Genomic DNA, 18,017 nt, shown 5'->3' with positions numbered 1-18,017 from the left:
TGTTATTTAAAATTTTGTTTTGCTCTAATGAAAGGCACTATTTCCTTTTGGAAATCTCATCCCTAATCAACGCCGCCCGTTCGTAGTTTTCTTCGGTCAATGCCTGATTAAGTGCTTGTTCCAATTGCTCATTTGTCAATGAGGAGAAAGGATTGTGTGGGGATTTGGAAGGTGTTTTTTCTTCGACCTCAACAACACTTGGATCCTGGACTTTGTTGGATTTGTCCATATTTTCCAAAAATGCGAAATCATGTCCTTCAATAATAATTCCTGCAGAGGACATAATAAATTCGTAGGCATACAAGGGCGCTTCAAAGCGTATTGCAAGTGCAACAGCATCAGAAGTGCGTGCGTCAATCTCTACAATTTTGTTGCCGTCGGAACAGATCATTTTAGCATAAAATATCCCTTCAATTAGATTGTAGATAATAACTTCAATAAGCCGAATTCCAAATGATTCTCCAAAGGATTGAAATAGGTCGTGTGTCAGCGGGCGACTAGGAATCATTTTTTCTATCCGAATAGCAATAGCTTGAGCCTCGTGACTGCCGATGATGATGGGTAATCTTCTGTTGCCTTCCACTTCACCTAATACCAGGGCATAAGCCCCTGATTGGGTTTGACTATAGGATAAACCAACGATATCTAATCTGATTTTCTTCATTTTAATTTCAAACCGGTTTACAAACTTAGATAAATTTGCTTTTATATGCAATTATAACCAATAAAAAACTCCCCATTCATTTTCAATAAATGGGGAGAATATATGGGATAAAACGTTTAGATACCTTTATAAGCCTTCAGTGCTTGCGTCAATTTTGGAACGATGTCGAATACATCCCCTACAATTCCATAATCGGCAACTTTAAAAAATGGGGCTTCGGGATCTTTATTGATGACAACAATGGTTTTCGAGGAGCTCACCCCGGCCAAATGTTGAATTGCCCCAGAGATACCAATTGCAATATAGAGATTAGGGCTTACTACAATACCTGTTTGTCCTACGTGTTCCGAATGGGGGCGCCAGCCGGCGTCGGACACAGGTTTCGAACATGCGGTAGCTGCACCTAGCACATCCGCAAGTTCTTCAATCATTCCCCAGTTTTCGGGGCCTTTGAGACCGCGGCCTGCAGAGACCACAATTTCAGCTTCGGGTAGAGAAACTTTGTCTGTTGCGCGCACAATCTCCTTAACCACGGTGGAAAAATCAAGTTGGTCAATATTGGGCGTAAAGGTTTCGACAGTGGCATTACCACCGGTCTCTTTTATTTCATATGCATTTGGATTTAGTGCGATGACCTTTATATCCGAGGTTAGTTCGAGCGTAGCGAACGCTTTATTGGAGAACGCCGTTTTTTTGACCGTCAGTTTATCGTCCGTAATGTGCGGTAATTCGAGCGCGCCATCGGCCAGACCAGCTTCCAATTTGGCTGCAATGCGAGGAGCAAGACCTTTTCCGGAAAATGAATTGGACAGGACAAGCAATTTCGAACCCGTACTTTTTACAGCTTCTGCGATGATACTAGCATAAGCTTGGTTTACAAAAGAAGCAAGTTGTTCCTGATTGACATTTAATACTTTCGAAGCACCGTATTTGCCCAAAGCAGCAAGTTCGTCTTCGGCGACATTTCCGATTGAAATTGCAACAACATCAGTCTGTATGTTATCAGCGATGGATTTGGCGTAAGAAACAACTTCAAAAGCAGATTTTTTGAATTTTCCATCGGTATTTTCTACATATACAAGTATCGACATAGTGTTTTAGCGTTTAAAGATTAAATAACTTTAGCTTCATCATGAAGAAGAGAAACTAATTTTTCTACCTCAGTAGCGTCAACAAGTTTGACCGTACCTCGTGGAGCTGGTGTCTCATAGTTGACAATGTGAGCAAGAAGTTCTACGGAGAACGGTTCCACCACGTCCAGCGGTTTGCTTCGTGCACTCATAATACCACGCATATTGGGTATTTTAGGCTCAGCAACACCTTCGGCTGTACCGATGACGAGTGGTAACTTGGCCGTTAACACTTCTTTCCCACCCTCAATTTCACGCTCCACGGTCACCATATCACTTGCAACCTCGACTTTTTTGGCTATCGAAACGGATGGGATGTGTAGCAATTCTCCTATAATTGCCGCCACTTGAGCACCATTGTAATCGATAGATTCACGACCAGTTAAAATTAAGTCAAATGCCTTGTCTTTGGCATATGCTGCTATTTGATTCGCAACAAACCAAGCATCTCGGGGAACGGCATTTATCCGCACAGCGCTATCTGCGCCAATTGCCAATGCTTTTCGAATGGTTGCATCTGTCGATGCATCACCCACATTGATGACAGTTACGGTTCCTTTTCCACCTTCAGCCAATTCTACTGCTTTAGATAAAGCAATTTCATCATAAGGGTTTATAATGAATTGTACACCAGCTGTATTAAATGCAGTGTTGTCATTTGTAAAAGTGATTTTGGATGTAGTGTCAGGGACATTGCTTATACAAACTAATATTTTCATATACGATTGGTTTTACCCAAACTTACCATATTTTCATTTAATTAAAAAGTTTCCGATCAACCAAAATTCCTTGAGATAACAGGTTGTCTATATTGAATATTTTTGAAATTTTTAAGTATTTTTCCTTTATTTTTTTTGATATTATACGATATGCAGTTCTTTTATTGCTGTTTTTGTAATTTTATATTTTGAACAAGTGATTTTTGGCAATTCATTTATTTCGTCAGTAAATTGTCATTTTGTATGCTAGCATAGTAATTTTTGGATAAAGGCAGATGTGACGAGGGTTAAATGATTGAATGGTTTTATTCTATCATACACCAATGTAGATCGTTATCACAGCTATACATATTATATTGGATATAAAGTTCAATTTGTCTAAGTTTGAAATAAAAAAATATGTCAACACGATTGGACCAACTGAATGAATTTCTGAAAGAGAGCCCGGAGGATCCTTTTTTGAAATATGCGATTGCAGCTGAATATCTCAAGCAGGGGAATGAGCAGGAGGCTTTGTCGAGATTCGAGGATTTAGTACAGTCGAATCCAGATTATGTAGGAACCTACTATCATTTGGGTAAATTGTACGAAAAATTAAGTAGAGAAGAGTCGGCGATTGCTACATACCGATCTGGAATCGAGATCGCCCGTAAGAGTCGTAATTTCCATGCTTTGGGCGAGTTGCAGGGTGCATTGGCAGTTTTGGGAGACGATGACGATGATGATTTTTAATCTTTTCTAAATTTTTGGTATTTAATTTGTTATGAATTTATTGGTGTAACTGTTAGATGCTGATTTTTTTGAATTTAGAATGTGATGAAAAGGTATATTTGGATTGTGGGTTTGTGGGTGATCATTGGAATGGTGGGGTGTGATAATCCCAAGCAAAGTGTAGCCGTCTATAAAGATAATTTACAGGATCTTAAAGGAAGAGATAAGGCGGAAGTAGTGATTGGTGAGTATAAGGGCGTGCTCCCTTGTGCGGATTGCGACGGGATTGAAACACTAATATCATTACATGCTGACAATACTTATCAATATTCATCTAAATATCTAAATAAAAGTGAAGATGTGTTTGTTCGTGAAGGAAAGTGGAAGTTGGATGGCAATATTATTACCTTAGATGGTGTAGATTATAAATTCAAACTTGGAAATGGAATGCTCAGTCAGCTGGATCTTTCAGGAAATGACATTACCGGAGATATATCCAAATACTATGTGCTGACGAAAAATTGAGTTAACTTTTTATAAATGATGTAAAAACAAGAAAGCCAGAGGTACAACTTCCGGCTTTCTTATTTTTAAGCTTATTTTAGTCTTTAAAACATTCGCACATATGATTGATGCTCTAATTTCATTTGGGATAAACTTCTCAACATTTATCTGAAGACTTTATTGGTTTTTTGTACAAAGTTCCTTTAACGTTTTTACAACAAAGTCGATTTCCTCTCTGGTATTGTTTTTACAAAAAGAAAAACGCACCGAGGGGCGTTCAGCGCTCGATTTGATCGCATTCAATACATGAGAGCCTATGTCGGTCCCTGAGCTGCAGGCGCTTCCGCCAGAGCATGATATGCCGGCAATATCCAAATTGAATAGGAGCATATCAGCGAGGTTACTGCAAGGGAAAGAAACATTCAATACGGTGTACAATGATTTGTCTGGTTCGATGACGCCATTAAAGCCAATGTCGGGTATTGCTTTCAACAACTCATCAATCATATAAGATTTGAGCCCCTGTATATAAGTATGATGTTCTTCCATGTTTTCATAGGCAAGTTCCAGCGCTTTTGCAAGTCCTGCTATGCCATATACATTTTCTGTCCCGCCACGCATATTGCGTTCCTGGGCTCCGCCATAGATTAAAGGTTTGATTTTATTGTTGGCATTAATATAAAGAAAGCCTACACCTTTCGGGCCATGAAATTTATGTGCAGCTCCAGTTATAAAATCTATTTTAAGGTTACCAAGATCATGCGGATAATGCCCCATCGTCTGCACAGTGTCCGAATGAAAAATGGCATTGTACTTTTGGCATAGCTCGGCGATATGGTGAATATCGTTGAGATTTCCAATTTCATTATTGGCATGCATAATAGAGACAAAAGTACGTGGGTTACCCTTTAAAAGCTCTTCCAGCTGGTTGATATTTAAATTGCCTTTTTCGTCAACTTCAAGCAGATCCAGGTGCACTTTACCTGCTTTTTGCAGCTCTTCTAATGTATGTAATACGGCATGGTGCTCAATGGGTGTGGTAACGGCATGGGTTATCCCAAAGTCGGTTATTGACCTCACGATGGCCATATTGTCTGCTTCCGTCCCACCCGATGTAAAAAATATCTCTGCAGGAGATACATGAAGTAGATTGGCAATCGTTTTACGTGCTTTTTCTACAATTGTTTTTACTTGTCGTCCGTGACTATGGATAGAGGATGGATTTCCAAAGTTATTGTCCATCACATCGACCATTACTTTTATTACTTCAGGATCTAAGGCTGTAGTCGCTGCATTATCAAAATATACTTGCATGTCGCAAAATTACAAATCTCTCAAGTAAATTAAAGCTATCAAATCACTAATTTTTATCATTTTAATTTCCTAATTATGGCCGGTAGGTGTCTGAGTTATTCGGTTTCTAAGAATGAGATCCTTTTTTGCCCTGGAGCGTATGGGATGGAAATTTTTCTGTTCTGAGTTCCTTTTTTCGTCTGACCACGATCAGGAGCAAAATTCCTCCTAATGCGAGCGTCAAACCTAAATAAGCGGCGATATCACCTGCTTGCGTATAGATCGTGATTTCTTCATTTAAATTAATTTCCTGATTGAGGGCTGCAGGCTGCCACCATTTGGTCTGTTGCACAATATCTCCGCGTTGATTAATGAAGCCAGAGATCCCTGTGTTGGCCGAGCGAGCCACCCATCGTCTATTCTCAATCGCACGTAGTTTAGCGTACTGTAAATGTTGGTCTTTGCCCGAAGTATTTCCCCACCAGCCATCATTGGTGATGATCGCAATAAACTGTGCTCCTTTTTTGACGTACTTAGCAACATAATTGCCCCAAATGGATTCGTAACAGATGACCGGTGCTGCACCAATGCCACTTTGCGCATAAAATACCGATGGTTCGGCCTGTTTTCCATAGCCTCCCGTAGTACCGCCGAATGCTTTAAACAGAGGTTTTAAGAAGTTCATGGCTGCACCAAAAGGCATTTGTTCAACGCCCGGAACGAGCTTGGACTTATGATAAAATTGTAGTTTGGAAGAATAATCGATCAATGTCGCGGCATTGAAATTATCTTGATAAACATAAGGAGCTATTTCGCGTGCAGTCGGTGTTTTGGCATCGTTGTACAGCTGATAACTTTCAATACCTGAAAGTACATTGCCATTTTTATACTGATCTAAAAACTTTAAGATGCGCTGGTAAGAGTATGTTTCCCTAAAATTATCCTCGTCGAAATCTCCGTTCTGTGAAAGTGCCGTTTCAGGCCAGATAAAAAACTCGGTATTTGGTTTAGCGACTGAATTTGATAAGGAGAATAAGGTGTTTAATTGTTCTTCGGGACTAATATGGAATTTAAGATAAGGGTCAATATTAGGCTGAACAACGACGATTTGTGCGGGATTCTGATGTTCGTCATAGTTAACGTAACGTATCAACGAGTAGGTGCTTGGGATTAGTAACACTGCGGTCAATACAGCAATTGGAATTATTTTACGTTTGATCGGATAAAGTCCCTTCCGATTCAGGTAAAGTGTAAAGACCAAGATATTGACCAGCCAGATCCATATGGTTCCACCGTAGACTCCCGTGATTTCATACCATTGCACCAATTGGTGGAAACTGGCAAAACCATTGCCTAATGTCATCCAGGGGAAAGCTAAATCCCAGGATTCATGTAAAAATTCGTAGCTTATCCAGAATCCCATTAATCCGAAGAGGGATAACAGGATGTTTGTTTTGCGTCGTAGTTGCGCATAAAGTCTGAAAGCCAGCGCCATTAAAGCCGCTCCCAGACAAAAAGGGATCAAGCTGATTAAGACAGCTGCAAATGGCGGCATAACTGCTGAAATGGAGTTGTATACCCAATAAATAGAGGCGGTGTTCCAGACAACTGCGGAGAGTCCTGCAGTAAGAAACACTTTACGGCCTTTTCGTTTGCATGTTTCACTTCGGATAATGTTTTCCACAGCAATTAGCAGAGGTACAAATCCAATAAATAATAATGGACTGGAATAGGGGATTGGAGGCCAGCCCAACCACAATAAAAAGGCACTTAAAAGTGCCAGTAAATAGTTGTTTTTCACTATATATTTTCTACCATTTATAATTATAAACTGGATAAGACTTCTCTCTTTTTACTCTCGTATTCCTCTTGGGTAATCAATTGTTTATCGAAGAGCGTTTTTAATTTTTTGAGCTTTAACGTAATTTCATCCTCTTCCTCTTCCTTTGCCGCAGCAGGTGAGATAGCAGCTGCCGAAACTGTCGGAATAGTTGGGGTGGATGCGATCGGTTGCTGTGTCTGAACCGGCGCCTGCGGTGTTGGCTGACCAGCCCCATAATATTGTGGTGCTGATTGAGCAGGTGCTGTAACTGCTGGCTGCCCTGCGGCATTACTTTCCGGTCTTTCGATAATCCCTTCTTTTGCCACAGTTGAAGCGATCACTATTTTCTCTTTTTCGGCGGCCAATTCCGCTTTTTTATAATTTTCAAGTGCAGCTTTAATATATTGATATAATTTTCTGGCCTGAACTTTAGGGATATAATCGATGCTCAAATTCTCCCCAGTAAAAGGAATAACAGTCACTTTCGATCCGAAGATTTCCTCTTTGAAAGCAATATCTTTGATATCTTGCCAGCCGAAAATTTCGAAATCAGTAGCTAAGCCCAATTTAGTAAACTCGCACATAAATATGCGCTTATTACTGATGGTAATACTATCCGGTAAAATAGTCACTGCAGGTTTCTTTTGAACTGCAATATAATCTATTCTTTCTCCTGGAGTAAGCATATCCTGGACTTTAGAAACCAATTTTTCGATGATTTTTATGTCCTGCCCATCCTGTGCAAATTGTTCCATGTTCATGTCAAATACATTTTAATACATAAAGATTGTTAAAATTTATTCCAATCCTGCTACACAAAATACAAATTCTCCTTTAATCGGATTGTTTTCGAAGTGTAATTTTAAATCAGTTAATGTTCCGCGCACATTTTCCTCATAGAGTTTGCTCAACTCACGAGATATCGACCCTTGTCTTTCTGGTCCAAAAACGGTGATAAATTCTTCAATTGTTTTGAGAATACGATGTGGTGATTCGTAGAAGATCATTGTTCTTTTTTCTTCTGCTAAAGCTTTTAAGCGTGTTTGTCTTCCTTTTTTTACGGGTAGAAAACCTTCAAAGCAAAAACGGTCGTTGGGAAGTCCCGAATTGATAAGCGCTGGTACGAAAGCTGTTGCTCCCGGTAAGCACTGTACCTCCAGTCCTTCTTTGATGGCCTCACGTACGAGTAAGAATCCCGGATCCGAGATTGCCGGTGTTCCAGCGTCTGAAATCAAAGCAATGTTTTGTCCCTCTTTTAAAAATTTAATGATTTCCGAGACCGCTTTATGTTCATTGTGCTGATGATGCGCAAATACTTTTTTGTCGATTCCAAAATGTTTTAAAAGCGGAGCACTAGTCCTTGTATCCTCTGCTAAGATGAGGTCCACTTCTTTTAGGACATTGACCGCACGGAACGTCATGTCCTCCAGATTGCCAATAGGTGTTGGAACTAAATATAACATGGTCAAAGTTAAGTTTTTTTTACTACATAATATGCGCTAAAACATTCTGTGGTTTTTAGAGTTTTATTTTAAAGATAATGGTAAACTCCATCACGTTAAAATAAATATATTATGCAATACATCGAAAAAATACAGGCGCATCTAGGTGCAGAAGCGAGTTATTTGTTAGAATTTGATCAACCTGCAGTTTCCAAAACAATGCTACATCTCCCACAAGCAGAATTTATTGACCAAGTATACAGTTTAAGTGATCGTAGCCCGAAGGTTTTGCGCAGTTTGGGACAACTTTTTGGAACGGGTCGATTGGCTAATACCGGGTATCTTTCGATATTGCCTGTGGACCAAGGTATTGAACACAGTGCCGGAGCTTCTTTTGCTCCAAATCCACAGTATTTTGATCCGGAAAATATTGTCAAGCTAGCTTTGGAAGGGAATTGTAATGCCGTGGCTTCTACCTTCGGTGTATTAGGAGCTGTTGCCCGAAAGTATGCACACAAGATTCCGTTTTTGGTTAAAATCAATCATAATGAACTGTTGACCTATCCCAATCGCGCCGACCAAATCTTGTACGGAACCATTCGCGAAGCCTGGAATATGGGTGCTGTTGCGGTAGGGGCAACCATATATTTTGGATCTGAAGAATCAGACCGGCAGATTATTGAAGTAGCAAAAGCATTTGAGGAAGCACATTCCTTGGGAATGGCGACGGTACTATGGTGTTATTTGCGTAATTCGGCTTTCAAGGTCGGCGATAAAGATTACCACTTAGCTGCAGACCTGACTGGGCAGGCCAATCATTTGGGCGTAACCATCAAAGCGGATATTATTAAGCAAAAACTACCTGAATTGAACGGTGGCTTTAAAGCATTGAATATGGGGAAAAGTAGTTATGGAAAGCTGGATGAACGCATGTATACGCAGCTTTCTTCCGATCATCCTATTGACCTCTGCCGCTACCAGATACTCAATTGCTTTTCCGGTAGGGCAGGCTTGATCAATTCTGGCGGGGCTTCAGGACAGAATGACATCCAAGAAGCTGTAAAAACGGCGGTTATCAACAAGCGAGCTGGCGGAACTGGTTTGATATCCGGTCGTAAAGCCTTTCAAAAACCGATGCAAGAGGGTGTAGCGCTGCTTCACGCTATTCAAGATGTATATTTGTGTGATGAGGTGAGTATTGCTTAGTAAAGCGCATGAAATAGGTTCAAAAAGCCTTTCTAAAGGTGTTATGGGAATAAAATAGCTTGTAAATAAAGGCAAATTTATCTAAGTTTGTTCACTATTTTAAATAACACATTTATATTATGTTGCAATTAAATTATATCCGTGAGAACAGGGATACGGTAATCGAAAGATTGGCTGTCAAGCATTTCAAGGAAATTGGATTGATCGACGAAATCATTAGTTTAGATGAAGAGCGCCGTAAGATCCAATCGGAATCTGATGCACTTTCGGCAGAGGCTAATGCGGCAGCAAAACAGATTGGAGATCTGATGCGTCAAGGTAAAAAAGAAGAAGCTGAAACCGTTAAATCCAAATCTTCGGGATATAAAGAGCAAGTAAAGCAACTTTTAGATCAATTAGGTACAATTGAAGCATCATTGAATGAGAAGATCGTACAAGTGCCTAATTTACCGCATCAGTCCGTTCCGGCAGGAGTAAGTGCAGACGATAACGAAATTGTTTTGAGCCATGGCGAAATCCCTTCGTTGTCGGAGGAGGCATTGCCCCATTGGGAATTATTGAACAAATACGGTATTGTTGATTTAGAGCTTGGCGTAAAAGTTGCCGGAGCAGGTTTTCCCATCTATAAAGGTAAGGGCGCTAAATTGCAGCGTGCATTAATTAATTTCTTTTTGGATCAGGCTGCCGAGGAAGGATACGAAGAAGTTCAGGTGCCCATTTTGGTGAATGAGGATTCTGCATTTGCCACGGGGCAATTGCCGGATAAAGAAGGACAGATGTACTATATCGGAAACGACAATCTCTATTTGATCCCTACAGCCGAAGTTCCGGTCACCAACATTTATAGAGATGAGATTGTGAAAGAGGGGCAATTTCCAATCAAACATTGCGCTTATACACCCTGTTTCCGTCGGGAAGCGGGTTCTTATGGAGCACATGTACGTGGATTAAACCGTTTGCATCAATTTGACAAAGTAGAGACGGTGCAGATCGTACATCCCGAAAGGTCGTATGAAGTGCTGGAAGAGATGAGTTTATACGTACAGGGGCTGTTGCAGAAATTGGAGCTGCCTTATCGTGTATTGCGCCTTTGCGGTGGTGATATGAGTTTTACTTCTGCATTGACTTATGATATGGAAGTGTATAGTTCTGCACAGAAGCGTTGGTTGGAGGTTTCATCTGTCTCCAATTTTGAAACTTATCAAGCGAATCGTTTGAAAGTCCGTTTTAAAAATGCCGATGGCAAGATGCAACTGGCACATACCTTAAATGGTTCAGCATTGGCTTTGCCACGTATTGTAGCTGCGATATTAGAAAATAATCAAACTGAAAAGGGAATTAAGATTCCGGCAGTTTTGGTGCCTTACACTAAATTTGAATATATTGATTAATATCTATAAATAAGTCGTCTTTGGACCTATTTGATAGAAAAATGAAAGACGCTCAGCCTGAGAAGGTAGAGTGTCTTTTTTTTGATTTTAAAGTGCTATCGACCAGATGAGATTTTTTGTTTCCCTTCATTGTTACGGATCGACATAAGGTCATGAAAGTCTGGTTTTCATTCTACTGATGTATGTTTAGAATTGTTATAAATTAAGTCTCTTTTATATTTGATAGTTTAAAGAATGATGTCTCAAAGATTTCTTGTAGCATTGTTAATGTTTTGTTAAATATATCGGATTCCGTATAAAATTCTGTTTGAGGTTGTTTTGATTAGTTTTTATTCTAAAATGATTCTTTAGTAACAATTTGCAAATTTGACTTTCAATTATTGCGGTATTTACTGATTTTGAGGGATTATGTTAAAAAACTTGTAAAAACAACTTGGGGTTTCTATATTTGACACCGCTAATAAAAATCGCACTAACTATTATTTACTGTAAATGCTGAAAAGAGCAAATTTACAGCTGGATATTTATCTAAGAATTGCCCTGCATCTACCTAGGGCTGCTTTTCAATAATATTTTCAACTGTTAAAAAATGAACTGCCATGGTCTATTTGATAGGTTGCGGTTTTATTGTCTAGACAATTTATGTTTGGACAGTTGTGTGAACGGATATAATTTATATCAATATATAGGATTAGAAAAAATAATAAAATTAACTAACTAAAACATGAAACAAACATTACTAAGTTTTCTTGTTGGCGGAATGATTCTGACTTCGGTCGCATTCGCTCAGGAAAAAAAGATTAGTGGTCGTGTTACATCTGCTGACGGTAAAGCTATACCAGGGGTAACAGTAGTTGTACAAGGTACTAATCAGGCTACACAGACCGATACTAATGGTAATTATTCATTGAATGTACCGGCAGGCAAAGTTGTTGTATTCCGTTCCGTTGGTTTTGACGATAAAACCATTATTGTGAATAACAACAACACGGTGTTCAATGTTTCTTTGGAAAATCATGACAATGCGCTTGAAGAGGTGGTGGTAACTGCCAATGCTATCAAAAGAGAAAAGAGAACATTAGGTTATTCAGCACCGACCTTGAACAACGAGGAATTGCGGTCAGGTCAAAATTCAAGTGCTATCAATGCATTAGCTGGTAAGGTTGCAGGTGTGAATATTACATCAACGTCAAATTCTCCAGGTAGTTCATCTCGTGTCGTTTTGCGTGGCGGTTCGTCTATCTCAGGGAATAACCAAGCCTTAATTGTTGTCGACGGTGTTCCTATTGACAACTCCAGTGTAATCGGTGGTGGTTCATCATTATCAAGTGTAGATTTTGGTAACCGCGGTAATGATATCAACCCTGATGATATTGCATCAATGACCATCTTGAAAGGTCCGGCTGCAGCAGCGTTATATGGATCGCGTGCATCCAATGGAGCTTTGATCATTACTACTAAAACAGGTAAAAGAGGCGGCGGAAAAACAGATATTACTTTCAATACAACAAATACCTTTTCTTCTATTTTAAAATTACCTGAGTTTCAGAACGAATATGGTCAAGGTTACTCTGGCTATACTAAAAATGGAGACCTGGTTTTTGTCAATGATCCAAAGGAAAACTGGTCTTGGGGAGCTCCTTTTACTGGGAAAACACAGGAATGGGGACAAGCTGTAAATGGCATAAGACAAACAAAGCCATATTCTGCTGTTAAAGATAACGTTAGGGATTTTTTTAATACTGGATTTGCAACAGATAATAATTTAGGTTTCTCGGGTGGTAGTGAAAAGTCTTCCTTCTATTTGGGCCTAAATTCTTTGAACTCAAATGGTGTTTATCCTGGAAGCAAAGATAACTACAATAAATATGGTGTTCGTTTCAATGGTCAGACTGAATTCTCCAATAAATTTTACGCGGGAATTTCAGCGAACTATAGTCAGATTAACTCGAACAACGTAGGCGGGGGACAAGGAAATTCGTCTGTATATAATAACTTGTTACAAACTCCGCGTGATATTCCTGTTGCTGACATGAAAGATTTAAGCAATCCATATAATGGCTATGGTTATGTCGATGCAAATGGTCTAAACCATAGTAATGAGTATGGCTATTATGGAGCTTATTCTATGAATCCATATTGGACATTAGCAAATTACAACAATTATAATAATGTAAATCGCATTCTGGGTAATTTTAACGTCGGTTATAAGCCATTTGAATGGTTGGATTTCAAAGAGCGTGTAGGGGTAGATCATTATACTGATCGCAGACGCTCCGAATCTCCAAAATATAATTTTACACCGATCGATAAAACCTCAGGTAATTATTCGACAGCTAACGATTTAATTGACAATGGGGAGTACCGTATCGATCAATACAATGTAACAGAGATCATTCATGATTTTATGGTTACTGCTAGCCATGACTTTAATCAAGATTTTAAAGGATCATTAATGTTGGGTAACAACATTCGTCAGCGTAATGTTACAAATTTAAGTACAGCGACCAACGAAAGTGGAGGTTTGGTACAGCCCGGTTTTTATAATTTAGCGAACTCTAATGGGCCATTGAACTTGATCGAAGATTCATGGTCAAAACGCCGGTTGGTTGGGCTTTATGCGGATTTGAACTTGTCGTACAAAAATTTCTTATACTTACAAGCGACAGCACGTAACGACTGGTCGTCTACCTTGCCGAAGAAAAACAATTCATTCTTTTACCCAAGTGTGAGTGGTTCATTTGTATTCTCTGAGTTGTTAAGCCAAGACGCGAAGAGAATCCTTTCTTACGGTAAATTGCGTGCTAACTATGCTAAAGTTGGGTCGGATACAGATCCATATCAATTGTTGACAACATTCTCTAGAGGCGAGATCAATGGTGGATTCGGAACGACAACTTTCCCATTTGGTAATGTGTCTGCATTCATGTCTGGATCGACTTTAGGAAATGCAGAGTTGAAACCGGAAATCACTACATCAGCTGAAGTAGGTGCAGAATTGGGTTTCTTTAGAAATCGTTTAACTGTTGATTTTAGTTACTACAATAACAACTCGAAAAACCAAATCTTAGCAATTCCTATTGCAAATTCGACAGGTTACGGATTCAATGTTGTTAATGCCGGCAAGATTAAAAACTCAGGTGTTGAACTTGCGTTGCGTGGGACACCAGTGAAAACAGAAAACTTCAGCTGGGAATTGATGGGTACTTTCACTAAAAACAACAATAAAGTTGTTGAATTGATGGATGGTATTGATCAAGTTTCTTTAGGTGGTTTCTCAGGTATGTCTATCGTTGCCGCTAAAGGACGCCCTTACGGTGAATTTTATGCTGTGACAAATGCCACTGATGCACAAGGTAGAACTATCGTTGACCAAGAAACAGGTTTACCAGTACCTACTTCTGAAGCAAAGTATTTAGGAAGTTATAATCCTAAATTCCAAGCCTCATTAGGAACGACTTTAAATTACAAAGGCTGGTCATTAACCACGTTATTTGACATGAAGCATGGAGGTGTATTCTATTCACGTACTAAAGATATCATGGCATTCACAGGTACGTCTGCAGAAACAGGAGGTGAGCGTTTTGGTCAAATCTTCCCTAACTCTGTTTACTTAGATGCAAATGGTAATTCTGTTGTAAATACGACGGCAACTTATGACAAAGTGGATTACTATCCATATTTGGAGGCGGGTATGAATGTGGTAGATGCTTCTTATGTGAAGTTGCGCAACTTGGCTATCTCTTATAAATTCAAAAAAGATATGCTAAAAAATACGCCTTTTGGTGATGTAACTGTCGGTGTATTTGGTAATAACCTGTTTATCTGGACGCCAAGCGAAAATAAATATGCAGATCCAGAAGTAAATTCTGCTGGTGCTGGAAATGCACAAGGTTTTGACTATACCGCTCAGCCGTCTTTGCGTAACTATGGTATCAATGTGAAGGTATCCTTCTAAACTATAAAGAATAATAAAATGAACAAGAATATTAAAAAGTTTGTTTTTGCTGCATTGGTTGGATCCGTAGCATTTACAAGTTGTAATAAATATTTGGATGTTAATGAAAATCCAAATAACCCAGAAAAAGTAGAACCAAACCTCTTGCTGCCGACAGTTGAAGCTTCGTTAAGCCAGATCGTAGGTAATCAGCTTCAAGTATATGGTGGTTTGTGGGCGCAATATTGGACACAGGCTCCATCATCGTCGCAGTATCAAACTATTGATCAGTATAACCTCAAAAATACAGCAACGGATCGTATTTGGTCAACTATCTATAGAAGTGCACTCAACAATGCTGAAATCATCATTAATTCGGAGCGTGGTGCAAACAACTATACAATTGGTATGGCGTATTTGTTGAAAGCATATACATTGCAAGTAGCGACTGATGCTTTTGGAGATATTCCGTTAGATGAAGCGCTGCAAGGAGCAACGAACTTAAGTCCAAAATATCAAACACAAAAAGAGGTATACAACAGTATTTTCGAAAGTATTGATAAAGGTGTTGAGTTATTGAAAGGTAATCTTGGTACTACACCGGGAGAACAAGATATGTTGTTTGGCGGAGATAAAACATCTTGGATCGCGTTTGCAAATACCTTGAAATTGAAAGCTTATTTACGTATTTCAAACGTAGATGCTGCGACCGCTCAAGCAGGTATTAAAGCATTGTATGCGACAAATCCCACATTTTTAAATGAGGATGTTTCCATCACGTTTACGACGACAGGTGGTAACCAAAATCCTTTCTATACAGAAATGGTTGGTTTAAAATATGTTCAAAATGTAGTTGCGAGTGGAACTGCTGTAAAAGCATTTGCAGCAAATAAGGATAAAAGATCATTTGCATTGTATAATAGACTGTTAAAAGCTGATAATGTAACATTGCAAGATACAGTAGCTTACTTAGAACAGGGGGACTTCCGAGGACAAAACACAAAATTAGTCTCCGCTCCTTCACCAGTAACTGGGGCAAATGCGAAAAATACAGCTTCTGCAATCGCTCCTGTAAAATTATTCTCTATTGCTGAAAGCAAATTTTTACAAGCCGAGGCTGCTTTGAAAGGATGGGGGACAGGAAGTGTTGCTACACTGTATAATGAAGGTGTTACTGCGTCATTTAACTACTTAGGCGCGGAAGGATTAACTGAATATTTAGCTGCTGCTGGTAAATTTCCAACAGATGCCTCAAAACAATTAGAAGCAATCATTACGCAGAAATATTATGCAATGAATGGTTTCCAAAATTTTGAAGCATGGACTGAATACAGAAGAACAGGATATCCTACATTCTTGATTCAATCAAAAGCATCCATTTTGGCTAATGGTGAAATGCCTCAGCGTTTGTTGTATCCGAATACGGAGTTAACAACTAACTTAAACTATCCAGGTACGAAAGCGATTACAGTACCAGTATGGTGGGACGTTAAGTAGTCTTTTAGATATATGGTTATAAAAGCGGCAATTTCGAAAGAAATTGCCGCTTTTTTGATTTGGTGTTATTATATAAAGCCGTATTTTCGTCCTTTAACGTTGTCATATTTATGAAAAGATCGACTTTATTTTTAATTGTGCTTATTTTTATAGGAGCGATTACAGAAGCATTTTCTTCGAAAGCAAGGGGGAAAGTTTTTATTAGCGATACGATAGTGAATTACTTTGATAAATCGGGGAATCCTGTTAAGACAAAACTAGAGTCCCATACTTACCAATGTATTGTTCCTGTTGGAGATCAATCAAGTCGATTTTTTAATATTGTTAGCTACTATACAGATACGGATTCCATCAAATCCTTCGCTTATAGCCGAGATAGCACAGTTGGGTTTTTCGGGTGGAATTATGTCGGGGAGTCGACAGTCTACTATCCAAATGGACAGTTGAAAAGCTTAGAGAAATTTGATGCAGACGGTGTGCCTACGGATTCTTCATACTATTATTATCCGACAGGAAAATTGAAAATGCTCGTGACGCATATTGACACTGCACAAAATCCCTTTACGGGTTCGAGAATGACAAAACCATATTACTTGTTGTATATGGATTCTTTGGGAAATTATCTCTTGAAGCGCGGGACCGGATTCCTTCGACTGGATTATTCGGATGGAGCTTATTTTGAAGGTGAGCTTAAAGATAACGAAAAAGATGGTAGATGGGAAGGTTTTAATATGGGAAGCCGTTATGAAGAACAGTATTTAGGTGGTGTTCTTCAGAGCGGAAAAAGATTTCGTTCCAATGGAGAGGTTATTTTATACGATGCTGAGACGAAGGAATCGGCACCGATTCTTCCGCTTAAATTGAAGCAGTTTATGGAAGCCGTTTATCGGCAGATCGATATATCGGACAATTTAATTACTCAATTGAAGTCTAGGCTTGTTAACGTGACATTTATTGTCAACAAAGATGGTAGGCTCAGTAAATTTAAATATGATCAGGATATTCCTATTAAGGTCAGTAGCGCGATTACAACAGCGATTCAGGCTGTTGGTCCTTGGAAGCCAGGTAGACTGCAAGGAGAGCCTGTGGCTGTGAGTTATACTATTCCAATATCTTTGTAGTATTTTTGACACGTTCTTCAATCAGTGTTTGAAAGAAATTTCGCTGCCGATGCTTGTGGCTAATTTCTGTTCAAGGCAATCACCCAAATAGAAGTATGCTCAAATTCCTGCGAAAGCCCAGTCGAGGGAAGGCAAGCATGCCTTGAACATGTGCCAAAGAAATTTTAAGCGCTGTCAAAGACCACCTGACTTAGGGATAGAGGTACCACCTTCCGGCGACTTTTTCCCGACCAATTCCCTATTAACTCCTGCCTTTTATAGAACTGGACTCGCATTTTCCTCGGCTGTTCTTCGAATTTGATTCGAGGGAGATTCGAAGCCTGCCCGAAGAAAATTCGAGCAACGCTTGAAAAAAGGTAGGAGTTGGTCACCTATTGGTGACGTGTTGGTGGCTATAGCGTAACACAACAAACACACAATATTGACTAGTTTATCACAACGATCACACAAGATTGACTATAGCGCGAGCCTAAGTTTACTTTCCATAAGTTTTTTTAAGCAGAATGATAGTTAAGTAATAGAACAGCGCACAGGAAGAAAGAGAAATTCTCACTAAGGATTTTGAGTTGACCTATTATAC

At 39.3% G+C, this 18,017-nt stretch carries 14 protein-coding genes; 7 read left to right on the top strand and 7 right to left on the bottom strand.

Features of this window, described 5'->3' with window-relative positions:
* Positions 1-37: 37 nt before the first annotated feature.
* From J2X77_RS09280 to J2X77_RS09270, 3 genes are all read right to left on the bottom strand, one after another.
* Positions 38-664, bottom strand: coding sequence for a bifunctional nuclease family protein (locus J2X77_RS09280; protein WP_293955751.1), 627 nt, complete (start codon positions 662-664; stop codon positions 38-40).
* 116 nt (positions 665-780) lie between these two features.
* Positions 781-1,755 (bottom strand): electron transfer flavoprotein subunit alpha/FixB family protein, encoded by a 975-nt coding sequence (locus J2X77_RS09275; RefSeq protein WP_310080451.1) that lies wholly within the window; start codon positions 1,753-1,755, stop codon positions 781-783.
* Between the two features lie 20 nt (positions 1,756-1,775).
* Positions 1,776-2,513 carry an electron transfer flavoprotein subunit beta/FixA family protein gene (locus J2X77_RS09270; protein ID WP_310080449.1) on the bottom strand — a complete coding sequence of 246 codons (738 nt, stop codon included), beginning with the start codon at positions 2,511-2,513 and terminating at the stop codon, positions 1,776-1,778.
* Positions 2,514-2,912: 399 nt separating this feature from the next.
* On the opposite strand from J2X77_RS09270, the gene J2X77_RS09265 reads away from it, so the two are divergent.
* A complete protein-coding gene (locus J2X77_RS09265; protein ID WP_310080447.1) occupies positions 2,913-3,245 on the top strand; it encodes a tetratricopeptide repeat protein in 333 nt (110 codons plus the stop codon).
* An 84-nt stretch (positions 3,246-3,329) separates the two neighbouring features.
* Entirely contained in the window at positions 3,330-3,749 is a 420-nt protein-coding gene (locus tag J2X77_RS09260; RefSeq protein WP_293955747.1) for a copper resistance protein NlpE, read from the top strand.
* Between the two features lie 156 nt (positions 3,750-3,905).
* Here the strand turns inward: J2X77_RS09260 and J2X77_RS09255 are convergent, their stop codons facing one another.
* The 4 genes from J2X77_RS09255 to rsmI form a co-directional block, all read right to left on the bottom strand.
* Positions 3,906-5,042 (bottom strand): cysteine desulfurase family protein, encoded by a 1,137-nt coding sequence (locus tag J2X77_RS09255; RefSeq protein ID WP_310080445.1) that lies wholly within the window; start codon positions 5,040-5,042, stop codon positions 3,906-3,908.
* 106 nt (positions 5,043-5,148) lie between these two features.
* Positions 5,149-6,822, bottom strand: a complete 1,674-nt coding sequence (gene lnt, locus J2X77_RS09250) for an apolipoprotein N-acyltransferase (protein ID WP_310080443.1) — start codon at positions 6,820-6,822, stop codon at positions 5,149-5,151.
* A gap of 23 nt (positions 6,823-6,845) precedes the next feature.
* Positions 6,846-7,604, bottom strand: a complete 759-nt coding sequence (locus tag J2X77_RS09245) for a PH domain-containing protein (RefSeq protein WP_307187405.1) — start codon at positions 7,602-7,604, stop codon at positions 6,846-6,848.
* A gap of 36 nt (positions 7,605-7,640) precedes the next feature.
* The gene (gene rsmI, locus J2X77_RS09240; RefSeq protein ID WP_310080439.1) at positions 7,641-8,306 is read right to left on the bottom strand and encodes a 16S rRNA (cytidine(1402)-2'-O)-methyltransferase; all 666 of its coding nucleotides are present in this window, start codon (positions 8,304-8,306) and stop codon (positions 7,641-7,643) included.
* A 111-nt stretch (positions 8,307-8,417) separates the two neighbouring features.
* Here rsmI and J2X77_RS09235 point away from each other — a divergent pair, with 111 nt between their 5' ends.
* From J2X77_RS09235 to J2X77_RS09215, 5 genes are all read left to right on the top strand, one after another.
* Complete coding sequence (locus J2X77_RS09235; RefSeq protein ID WP_310080437.1) at positions 8,418-9,491, top strand: class I fructose-bisphosphate aldolase; 1,074 nt, start codon at positions 8,418-8,420, stop codon at positions 9,489-9,491.
* A 119-nt stretch (positions 9,492-9,610) separates the two neighbouring features.
* Positions 9,611-10,882, top strand: a complete 1,272-nt coding sequence (gene serS, locus J2X77_RS09230; RefSeq protein WP_310080435.1) for a serine--tRNA ligase — start codon at positions 9,611-9,613, stop codon at positions 10,880-10,882.
* Positions 10,883-11,606: 724 nt separating this feature from the next.
* Positions 11,607-14,840 (top strand): SusC/RagA family TonB-linked outer membrane protein, encoded by a 3,234-nt coding sequence (locus J2X77_RS09225; protein WP_310080433.1) that lies wholly within the window; start codon positions 11,607-11,609, stop codon positions 14,838-14,840.
* An 18-nt stretch (positions 14,841-14,858) separates the two neighbouring features.
* Complete coding sequence (locus J2X77_RS09220; protein ID WP_307187399.1) at positions 14,859-16,316, top strand: SusD/RagB family nutrient-binding outer membrane lipoprotein; 1,458 nt, start codon at positions 14,859-14,861, stop codon at positions 16,314-16,316.
* 110 nt (positions 16,317-16,426) lie between these two features.
* Entirely contained in the window at positions 16,427-17,437 is a 1,011-nt protein-coding gene (locus tag J2X77_RS09215) for a hypothetical protein (protein WP_310080431.1), read from the top strand.
* Positions 17,438-18,017 lie beyond the last annotated feature (580 nt).

Origin of the sequence: Sphingobacterium sp. 2149 (assembly GCF_031455655.1) — a bacterium.
Classification (GTDB): domain Bacteria; phylum Bacteroidota; class Bacteroidia; order Sphingobacteriales; family Sphingobacteriaceae; genus Sphingobacterium.
This window is presented reverse-complemented; position numbering and strand designations above follow the sequence as displayed.

Excerpts from the sequence above, each read along its gene's own strand:
- J2X77_RS09280 (WP_293955751.1), bottom strand. The coding sequence starts at position 664 with ATGAAGAAAATCAGATTAGATATCGTTGGTTTATCCTATAGTCAAACC.
- J2X77_RS09275 (WP_310080451.1), bottom strand. The coding sequence starts at position 1,755 with ATGTCGATACTTGTATATGTAGAAAATACCGATGGAAAATTCAAAAAA.
- J2X77_RS09270 (WP_310080449.1), bottom strand. The coding sequence starts at position 2,513 with ATGAAAATATTAGTTTGTATAAGCAATGTCCCTGACACTACATCCAAA.
- J2X77_RS09265 (WP_310080447.1), top strand. The coding sequence starts at position 2,913 with ATGTCAACACGATTGGACCAACTGAATGAATTTCTGAAAGAGAGCCCG.
- J2X77_RS09260 (WP_293955747.1), top strand. The coding sequence starts at position 3,330 with ATGAAAAGGTATATTTGGATTGTGGGTTTGTGGGTGATCATTGGAATG.
- J2X77_RS09255 (WP_310080445.1), bottom strand. The coding sequence starts at position 5,042 with ATGCAAGTATATTTTGATAATGCAGCGACTACAGCCTTAGATCCTGAA.
- J2X77_RS09245 (WP_307187405.1), bottom strand. The coding sequence starts at position 7,604 with ATGAACATGGAACAATTTGCACAGGATGGGCAGGACATAAAAATCATC.
- rsmI (WP_310080439.1), bottom strand. The coding sequence starts at position 8,306 with ATGTTATATTTAGTTCCAACACCTATTGGCAATCTGGAGGACATGACG.
- J2X77_RS09235 (WP_310080437.1), top strand. The coding sequence starts at position 8,418 with ATGCAATACATCGAAAAAATACAGGCGCATCTAGGTGCAGAAGCGAGT.
- serS (WP_310080435.1), top strand. The coding sequence starts at position 9,611 with ATGTTGCAATTAAATTATATCCGTGAGAACAGGGATACGGTAATCGAA.
- J2X77_RS09225 (WP_310080433.1), top strand. The coding sequence starts at position 11,607 with ATGAAACAAACATTACTAAGTTTTCTTGTTGGCGGAATGATTCTGACT.
- J2X77_RS09220 (WP_307187399.1), top strand. The coding sequence starts at position 14,859 with ATGAACAAGAATATTAAAAAGTTTGTTTTTGCTGCATTGGTTGGATCC.
- J2X77_RS09215 (WP_310080431.1), top strand. The coding sequence starts at position 16,427 with ATGAAAAGATCGACTTTATTTTTAATTGTGCTTATTTTTATAGGAGCG.